The organism is Arthrobacter sp. I3, from assembly GCF_000520575.1.
Lineage (GTDB): Bacteria > Actinomycetota > Actinomycetes > Actinomycetales > Micrococcaceae > Arthrobacter > Arthrobacter humicola_A.
On sequence record NZ_KI914962.1, the window covers coordinates 118,613 to 127,129 of the forward strand.

The window sequence follows — 8,517 nt, forward strand, 5'->3', positions numbered from 1 at the left end:
GCGTCGACGGGGATCACGAGCATGGTGATGCGTTCAGTGATGGCCACGGGTGCATACCCGGTGAGGTACAGCAGGTCCGGTCCGGGAGTGACCAGGATGCCGTCGAGCCCGGCATCCTGGGCGGCGTGGGCTGCTCGCCGCAACCGCTCGGCGAAGTCACCGGCGGTGAACGGAGCCGGCTCGGAAAGGCCGCGATGATCACTCATGGTTCGCATTCTCGTGCGCGGGGCATCCCTGGTCAACCCATCGCCCGGACAGCCGCTGCAGTCACTCTGGAATCACCCGTCGCGGGTGAGCCTTCGGGGCTCAGTGGCTTCAGGACGCCGAATCCCGACGTTACGGCTGCTCATCCATCGGAAAGGCGACAGCTTCGCCCACCACGCGAAGCCGCAGCTCCGTGCCGGGGCGGGCGATCGAGGCGTTCCAGTGCCGGATCGTGATGATTTCCCCGCCGCCGGGGTAGCGGTGGTCCGGGATGGCGCCGGCGGCAAGGACCGGCGGGACGGGGAGTTGGAGCCGCACCGTGGTTTCGGGGCCGAAGTAGTCCGTGTCCACCACCGTGCCGCGGATGGGGCCGTCCTCGGAAATGCGGATCTGCTCGGGCCGCAGCATCAGCTGGACCCGGCCCTGGGCCGGCGGGCGGCGCACGGGGATCCCGCCGAGCGAACACGTGGCCAGGGAGCCTTCCATCCAGGCATCCAGGATCACGGCGTCGCCCAGGAACTCGGCGGTGGCGCGGTCAGCCGGGCGCGTGTAGACGACGAACGGGTTGCCGATCTGGGCCAGCTTGCCGCCGCGCATCACGGCCACCTGGTCGGCGAAGGACAGCGCCTCGGCCTGGTCATGCGTGACGAGGATCGTGGTGACGCCGGCGTCCTTCAGGACCTGGGCCACGGCGCGGCGGGTGGCCACCCGCAGGCCGGCGTCCAGGGCGGAGAACGGCTCGTCCAGCAGCATGAGCGCGGGCTTGCGGGCCAGCGCCCGGGCGAGGGCAACCCGCTGCTGCTGGCCGCCGGAGAGCTGGTGCGGGCGGCGCTTGGCCATGGCCGGGTCCAGTGAGACCATTTCCAGCAGCTCGCCCACCCGCGCCTTGACGCCGCGGCGCCCGCCGGGCAGCTGGGTGGCGTCCAGGCCGAAGGAGATGTTCTGCCCGACCGTCAGGTGCGGGAACAGGGCGCCGTCCTGGGCGACGTAGCCGACGTGCCGCTTGTGCGCGGGGACCCAGGCGTTCTCCCCGGCCACCTTGCTCCCGTTGAGCGAGATGCTGCCGGTGTCCGGGTGCTCGAAGCCGGCGATCAGGCGAAGGAGCGTGGTCTTGCCGGAGCCGGAGGGTCCCACGATCGCCGTCGTTCCGCCCTTGGCGACGGAGAGGTTGACGCCCTTGAGGACGGCCTGGGGCCCAAAGTTCTTGGTGACCGCGTCGATTTCCAGGTGGCTGTTGGTGCTGGTGGCCACGGACGCCGCGACCCGCGGCTCGGGGAGGCGCGAGGGGGCCTCACGCGACGGGTAAACATCGGTCACTGTCCGGCTACTTTCTTGGACTGCTGGAAGAGGAGATAGGTCATGGGCGCCGAGATCAGGATCATCAGCAGCGCATAGGGGGCGGCGCCAGCGTAGTCGATCTCGCTGCTCTTGCTCCAGAACTCGGTGGCGAGGGTGCGGGTCCCGTTGGGCGAGAGCAGGAGGGTGGCGGTGAGCTCGTTGACAATCCCCAGGAACACCAGGGCGGCGCCGCCAGCCGCGGCGGGGGCCGTGAGCCGCAGCGTCACGCGCAGGAAGGCCAGCAGCGGCGGCTTGCCGAGCACCTGGGCGGCCTCGTCGAGTTCCTTCGGTGCCTGGGACAGCCCCGAGCGGATGTTCACGAGGGCCCGGGGGAGGAACAGCAGCACGTAGGCCGCGATGAGCAGCGCTGAGGTCTGGTACATGCTGGGAACCATCCGGATGCTCACGGTCACGAAGGCCAGGCCCACCACGATCCCGGGCATGGAGCTGGTGATGTAGTTGGACAGCTCCAGGGACTTGCTGAACCAGCCGGGACGCCGCACGGCCAGGTAAGCCATGGGGAACGCGACCACGGTGGTGGCGACGGCCGCCGCGAGGCCGTAGGCCAAGGTCTGCAGGAGGGCCGGCATGAATTCCTCGGCGGCCCAGATTTCCGGGCCGCCGGCGACGATCCAGCGCAGCACAAACGTCAGCGGCAGCCCGAACGCCAGCCCGGTGAGAGCGATCAGGGACAGCTGGGCGGGGAGCTGGTAGGCGTGCAGGGGCAGCCGCAAGGCGCGCGCCTGGGCCCCGGAGCCGATCCTGGCGTACCGGGCGCTGCCGCGGCTGCGGACCTCCACGAGCAGCAGGATCAGGCAGAGGAACACCAGGACGCTGGCCAGCATGTTCCCGGCGGTGCCATTGAACGTGGACTGGTACTGGACCATGATCGCGGTGGTGAAGGTGTCGAAGCGGATCATCGCGAAGGCCCCGTATTCGGCCAGCAGGTGCAGCGCGACCAGCAGCCCGCCGCCGGTCATGGCGATGCGCAGCTGCGGGAGCACCACGCGGAAGAACGCGCGCCAGGCGCCGAGGCCGAGGGAGGCGGCGGACTGTTCGATCGCCGGGTCCAGGCGGCTGAGCGTCGCGGCGGCCGGGATGTACACGAGCGGGAAATAGGACAGGGTGGCGATCAGGACCCCGGACCACAGCCCGCCAAGGGACGGCACCGCGGAAACCCACGCGTAGCTGTTGACGAAGGCGGGGATGGCCAGCGGGGCGGCGAGCAGCACGGCCCACCACTTGCGGCCCACAAGGGACGTGCGTTCGACGAGCCAGGCGCCGCCGACGCCCAGGACGAGGCACAGCGGCACCGTCACCACGGTCAGCAGCACCGTGTTCAGCAGGAGTTCGCCCACGCGCGGGCGGAAGATCAGGGCCATTGCGGTGTCCCAGCCGGTGGAGGCTGTCATGAAGACCACGTAGGCCAGGGGCACCAGGGAAAACAGGGCGATGAGGACCGCGATGATGGACACGACAGAGACGCCGAAAGGCGGGCGGGGGCGTTTACCCCTGCCCGCCGTCGTCGTGTCGGTCGTCAAATCCCCAGAGGGACCGGGGACCGCCAGCTTGTTTGTCACTGCGGCTACAGCAGTCCTGCCTGGGTCATCAGCTCGGTGACCTTGGCGGAATTGAGTTTGGCGGGATCCACGGTGGGGGCCTGCAACTCCTTGAGCGGAACCAGCTTGTCGTTGGACGGGACGTCCGAGCCGACAGCGTATTCGAAGGAGGTGCCCTTCTGGAGCACTTCCTGGCCCTTCTTGCCCGTGATGAACTTCAGGAAGGACTGGGCCGCTGCGGCGTTCTTGGAAGACTTCAGCACGCCCCCGCCGGAGATGGAGACGAAGGCGCCAGGGTCCTGGTTCTTGAAGTAGAACGGCGTGACGTTGTTGGAGTTCTCGCCGGTCTTGGCCTGATCGCCGTAGTAGTAGTAGTGGTAGATGAGGGCGGAGTCGACTTCGCCGGCGTTGACGGCCTTCATGGCCGTGCTGTTGCCCTTGTACGGCTTGGAGTTTTCCTTCATGCCCTTGAGCCAGGCCTCAGTGGCGGCTTCGCCCTTGAGTTCCAGCAGGGCCGAGACGATCGCCTGGAAGTCGGCGCCCGACGGCGAGGCTGCCCACTTGCCCTTCCACTCGGGGTTGGCCAGGTCCAGCATGGACTTGGGCAGCTTGTCGGCGCTGATCTTGTTCTTGTCGTAGACCAGGACGGTGGAGCGGGCCGCGATGCCGGTCCACTTGTTGGTGGAGGGGCGGAATTCGGCGGGGACCTGGTCCACGGTGGCCTTGTCCACATCCGCGAAGAGGCCGGCGTTTTCCACCTGGGCCATGGCGGGGGAGTTCTCGGTGAGGAAGACGTCCGCCGGTGAGGCCTGGCCTTCCTGCACGATCTGGTTGGACATCTCGGTGTCGTCACCCTGGCGCACGGTCACCTTGATGCCGGTCTCGGCGGTGAAGGCGTCGATCCACTCTTTTGTCAGGGATTCGTGCTGGGCGTTATAGACCGTGATCTCACCGGCGGAGGAGCCGTTGGCGGCGGTGCTGCTGCCGGCCGTGGCGGAGGAACCGGAGCCGCAGGCGGCCAGGCCCAGGGCGGCAGTGGCGGCCAGGGCGATGCCCGCCAGCGCGTTGATGCGGATCTTCATGGGGCTACTTTCTACAAGGAAGTCGTCGTAGTGCCCTGCCCCCCGTGAGCGGGGAAGTTAGGGCATGCTCACTAAGAAAGACTGTAGGTTAGCCAAACCTAAGCGACCAACCTGAGGCTGGTTTAAGTGATGAGGATCACATCAATTACGATACTATTGCGTGACGTAATTGTCGCCGGGTTGTGGGGCGGGCGCCTGCGCGATCGAGGCGGCCGCCTCGAGCACCATCCAGGCCTGCAGCTGCGTGGAGAGCTCGACGGCGGCCCCTTCCGGGTAGCTGCGGCGTGCCGGCGCGTCGGTGCGGTCGGAGAACACCAGATGGCTGCCGCGGCGCGCGAGGCGGTCGTGCGGAGGGAGGATCCGGCGGCCCTCCCAGAGGGCCTCGGCGGTATCGTTCACAAGCGCCGCCGCCGTGGCCCGGGTTTCGGCTGGGAGGCGTTCGTCGACGGCGGCGAGGGCCAGGTAGCGGACGAGGATCCCCGTGAAGAGCCCGCCGTCGCCCGTCCCCTCGCAGCGCAGCACCGCGGCGGTGCGGCCCAGCAGCGGGGCCGGCTGCGTGAGGTTGCCCGCCACGGCGTCCACCAATGCGGCCGCTCGCCCGAGGTTGGGCTCGCCCCCGAGTTCCAGCAGGGCGCCGAGGACGGGCCCCTGGTTGTAGGTGTAGATGGTCTCTTCCAGCACCGCCTCGCCTGTCCCGGAAATCCGGAGGCCGTCACGGTACAGGCCCTGGCCGGGCTCGTACAGCCTGGCATCCAGCCAGTCCAGCAGGGACTGCGCCTTGGTCCGGTTGCCGGTCCGCGCGTAATAGAGGGCCACGGGGGCGGTGGCGGGGGTGTTCTTGAAGTCGCGCTTCGTGCTCCAGAATGTGCCGCCGCCCAGGTCGTCCGTGGAAGCGGAGTCGAACTGCAGGGTCAGGCTTTGCAGGACCTTGGCGTTGCGCTCCCGGCCGGTGTGTTTGCGGGTGTCCTCGGCGAGCTTGTCCAGCCGGAGCGTGGCAAGGGCCAGCCAGGCCATGTCGTCGTAGTAGTTGTTGACCACCGTGAGGAAATTGCGCAGCCGGATGCCCGTGACAAGCCGGGAGGCGAGCCGGCCGGCGCTGGGCCGGTTCTCGCCGTCGAACTTGGCTCCCGGATTCCGGGGGGACCCCAGTTCCCGGCGGCCGGCGTCCACGAGGCAGTCCAGGTAGTGTGCCTGCCACCAGTAGTGCCAGGGCCGGGACAGGTTCTTCAGCCGGCCCGAGGGTCGGAGGATCGCGGCGATGTGGGTCCCGGGGAGGAAGAAGAGCCGCTGCCCGAAGAGCCTGGTCACTGAGCGGGCGGCCTCGTCCGCGCGGAAGGACCAGTTGGGGGCGGAGGCGTCGGCTCGGGTCATGGCTCAAGCGTAATCGCGGGAGCCCGTCCGGACCGCGACCGTGACCGCGCCCTCGGCGTGTGCGGCACAAAGGTGCGCATTGGCCGCATTCCAGTTAACATTCACTAACTAATGTTCCCCGCGGGCCGCCTCTGCAGGCGCCGCCCGCGTCGAGGCTTCGCCGCCGGGGTTCGGTTCCACATCAAGGAGGATGGATGGACATCAAGGGTACTGTCGCGCTGATCACGGGCGGGGCCTCCGGTCTCGGAGCGGCCACGGCCAGGCGCCTGTTCGACGCCGGCGCCTCGGTGGTCCTCGTGGACCTGCCGGGTTCCGCCGGGGACGCCTTTGCCGCCGAACTGACCGCATCCGCCGCTGCCGGCGCCGGAGAAGCTGCTGCCGGAGGCGGCCGCAGGGCCGTCTTTGTCCCGGCCGACGTCACGGACGAGGCGCAGGTGCAGGCCGCCGTCGACGCCGCCTCAGCACTGGGCCCGCTGCGCATCGTGGTCAACTGCGCGGGGATCGCCACCCCCGGCAAGGTCCTGGGCCGCGACGGCGTCCTCCCGCTAGAGGCCTTCAACCGCGTCATCCAAATCAACCTCGTGGGCACCTTCAACGTGATCCGCCTCGCCGCGGCCGCCATGGCAGCCACCGAGCCCGCCGCCACGGAACTCGGCGGCCCCGAACGTGGCGTCATCATCAACACCGCCTCCGTTGCCGCGTTCGACGGGCAGATCGGCCAGCCCGCCTACGCCGCCTCCAAGGGTGCCGTCGCCGCCATGACGCTGCCGATTGCCCGCGAACTCGCGCGCTCGCTGATCCGGGTGGTCACCATCGCGCCGGGCATCTTCGAGACTCCCATGATGGCCGGCCTGCCCCAGGAGGCGCAGGACTCCCTGGGCCAGCAGGTGCCGCACCCCTCGCGGCTGGGCCGGCCGGCCGAATACGCGAACCTCGCCGCGCACATTGTGGAGAACGCCATGCTCAACGGCGAGACAATCCGCCTCGACGGTGCCATCCGCATGGGCCCGAAATGACCGGGTCTGAGATGGTCGGGACTGTGCTGCCCACGGCGGACTTCTTCGACTACGAAGGCCTGCTCAGCACGGCGGAGCGGGCCAAGCTGGCGCAGCTGCGCGAGTTCCTGGCCGCCGAGGTTGCCCCGTTTGCCACGGACTGGTGGAACAAGGCCGAATTCCCGGCCCACATCCTGCCCAAGCTGGCCGCCCTGGAGCTCAGCGCCCCGGCCCAGCGCGGCTACAGCAACCTGTTCGCCGGGATCGTCATCGCCGAGATGACCCGGGTGGACACCTCGCTCGCCACCTTCTTCCTGGTCCACCACGACCTCTTCGTGGAGTCGCTCTACGGCTTCGGCTCCGAGGAGCAGAAGGCGCGCCTGCTCGAGGACGCGGCAAGCCTGCGCACCACCGGTGCCTTTGCCCTCACCGAACCGGACCACGGCTCGGACGTTGCCGGCGGCATGGAAACCCGGGCCCGCCGGGTCCCCGGCGGCGCGGCCGGCGGCGGCGACGCCTGGGTGCTCAACGGCGCCAAGCGCTGGATCGGCAACGGGACGTTTTGCGACTACATGCTGGTCTGGGCCCGGGACGAGGCCGACGGCGGCATCCGCGGCTTCATCGTCGACGCCACCTTGCCGGGCGTGAGCCGGAGCCGGATCGAGAACAAGATTGCCCTGCGCACGGTGCAGAACGCGGACATCGTCTTCAGCGACGTCCGGGTGGCCGAAACGGACCGCTTCGCCGGGATCAGCAGCTTCGAGGACACCAATGAGCTCCTGCGCGGTTCCCGGATCATGGTGGCCTGGCAGGGGGTGGGGCAGCAGCTCGCGGCGTTCGACGTCGCCCGGCAGTACGCCGTCGAACGCCAGCAGTTCGGCCGCCCGCTGGCAAAGTTCCAGCTGGTCCAGCAGCAGCTGGTCACCATGCTCGGCAACGCCGTGGCCAGCATGGGCATGATGGTCCGGATCGCCCAGCTGCAGGACGCCGACGCGGCGGACATGCCGCAGGTGGCCCTCGCCAAGTCCTATGTCAGCGCCCGGATGCGCGAAACCGTCGCGATGGGCCGGTCCCTGCTGGGCGGCAACGGGATCGTCACCGACTACCGGATGGCCAAGATCTTCTCCGACGCCGAGGCGATCTACACCTACGAGGGCTCGTTCGAGATCAACACCCTGATCACGGGACGCGCCATCACCGGGGTGTCCGCGATCGTCTAGAAGACGGCTTTGACCGTTTAGACCCGTTTAGACCCGTTTAGAAGAGGCCGGGTTCCTTCTCGCCGGCCTCAATCTTCACATCAAGGCTGTTGTTCCGCACCGGCATGGGGCAGGTGCCGTACGGGGTGAAGGCGCTCGGGTAGTTGATGGCCCGGTTAAAGTCCAGGACCACCGACCTATTTCCCAAGGAGTCGACGCGGGGCCTCGCGGTGGAGACCTTCCGCCACTCGTCAGTACTTTCCCCGTTGGTCTCGTCGTGGAACGTCACCGTCAGGGCGCCGAGCTTCTCCTCCTCGGCCTGCAGGTGGAACTCGTGGTCCGCGCCGGGAAGCCGGAAGACCAGCTCGCCGACCGAGCGGTGGACCCCGTCCACGAGCGGGTTGGCCGTGCCGATCGGGACATCCACAGGCTCGGGATAGGGCACGAACCGGGCGTCGATGACCAGGTCCGGGCGGAAGTCGAAGGTGGGCACGCCGTCGAACTCCGTGAACGCCGGCGACTGGGAGTCGCGCGTGCGGATGGCGTACTTGTCCGCCCGCATGGCGAGCTCCACCACCACCTGGCGGCCGTCGTCGCCGCCGTACTGGACCCACATCAGTGATTCCTCGTCGGCGAGCACGGCGCTGATGGTCCCGTCCACGGGTTCGCCGGTTTCGACCAGGGTCAGACCGTCGGACGCGGCGGCGGTGAGGAACGCCGCGGTGCCGTCTGTGGACCAGAGGCCGGGGGCGAGCTCGACGGCGGCCGG

General features: G+C 68.8%; 8 protein-coding genes. 2 read left to right on the forward strand and 6 right to left on the reverse strand.

Features of this window, described 5'->3' with window-relative positions; all coding sequences use genetic code 11:
* From Y706_RS26840 to Y706_RS0120605, 5 genes are all read right to left on the reverse strand, one after another.
* Positions 1 to 206: aminopeptidase P family N-terminal domain-containing protein (locus tag Y706_RS26840; RefSeq protein ID WP_043436712.1), on the reverse strand; the 206-nt coding region annotated here is incomplete at its 3' end.
* Positions 207 to 336: 130 nt separating this feature from the next.
* The gene (locus Y706_RS0120590; protein WP_028278067.1) at positions 337 to 1,521 is read right to left on the reverse strand and encodes an ABC transporter ATP-binding protein; all 1,185 of its coding nucleotides are present in this window, start codon (positions 1,519 to 1,521) and stop codon (positions 337 to 339) included.
* On the reverse strand, positions 1,518 to 3,017 hold the full coding sequence (locus tag Y706_RS0120595) for an ABC transporter permease (RefSeq protein WP_043436715.1): 1,500 nt from the start codon (positions 3,015 to 3,017) through the stop codon (positions 1,518 to 1,520). Before Y706_RS0120595 ends, Y706_RS0120590 begins: the two co-directional genes overlap by 4 nt.
* A gap of 110 nt (positions 3,018 to 3,127) precedes the next feature.
* Complete coding sequence (locus tag Y706_RS0120600) at positions 3,128 to 4,183, reverse strand: iron ABC transporter substrate-binding protein (protein WP_028278069.1); 1,056 nt, start codon at positions 4,181 to 4,183, stop codon at positions 3,128 to 3,130.
* Positions 4,184 to 4,336: 153 nt separating this feature from the next.
* Positions 4,337 to 5,554 carry a glycoside hydrolase family 76 protein gene (locus Y706_RS0120605; RefSeq protein WP_028278070.1) on the reverse strand — a complete coding sequence of 406 codons (1,218 nt, stop codon included), beginning with the start codon at positions 5,552 to 5,554 and terminating at the stop codon, positions 4,337 to 4,339.
* A 194-nt stretch (positions 5,555 to 5,748) separates the two neighbouring features.
* On the opposite strand from Y706_RS0120605, the gene Y706_RS0120610 reads away from it, so the two are divergent.
* The gene (locus tag Y706_RS0120610) at positions 5,749 to 6,570 is read left to right on the forward strand and encodes an SDR family NAD(P)-dependent oxidoreductase (protein WP_028278071.1); all 822 of its coding nucleotides are present in this window, start codon (positions 5,749 to 5,751) and stop codon (positions 6,568 to 6,570) included.
* Positions 6,567 to 7,769, forward strand: coding sequence for an acyl-CoA dehydrogenase family protein (locus Y706_RS0120615; RefSeq protein WP_028278072.1), 1,203 nt, complete (start codon positions 6,567 to 6,569; stop codon positions 7,767 to 7,769). The genes Y706_RS0120610 and Y706_RS0120615 overlap by 4 nt, the downstream gene beginning before the upstream one ends.
* Positions 7,770 to 7,806: 37 nt before the next feature.
* Here Y706_RS0120615 and Y706_RS26845 read toward each other — a convergent pair.
* Positions 7,807 to 8,517, reverse strand: a 711-nt coding sequence (locus Y706_RS26845; protein WP_043436717.1) for a DUF1684 domain-containing protein, incomplete at its 5' end; no start/stop codon positions are given.

Coding starts and splice junctions, on each gene's coding strand:
- Y706_RS0120600 (WP_028278069.1), bottom strand. CDS start 4,183: ATGAAGATCCGCATCAACGCGCTGGCGGGCATCGCCCTGGCCGCCACT.
- Y706_RS0120605 (WP_028278070.1), bottom strand. CDS start 5,554: ATGACCCGAGCCGACGCCTCCGCCCCCAACTGGTCCTTCCGCGCGGAC.
- Y706_RS0120610 (WP_028278071.1), top strand. CDS start 5,749: ATGGACATCAAGGGTACTGTCGCGCTGATCACGGGCGGGGCCTCCGGT.
- Y706_RS0120615 (WP_028278072.1), top strand. CDS start 6,567: ATGACCGGGTCTGAGATGGTCGGGACTGTGCTGCCCACGGCGGACTTC.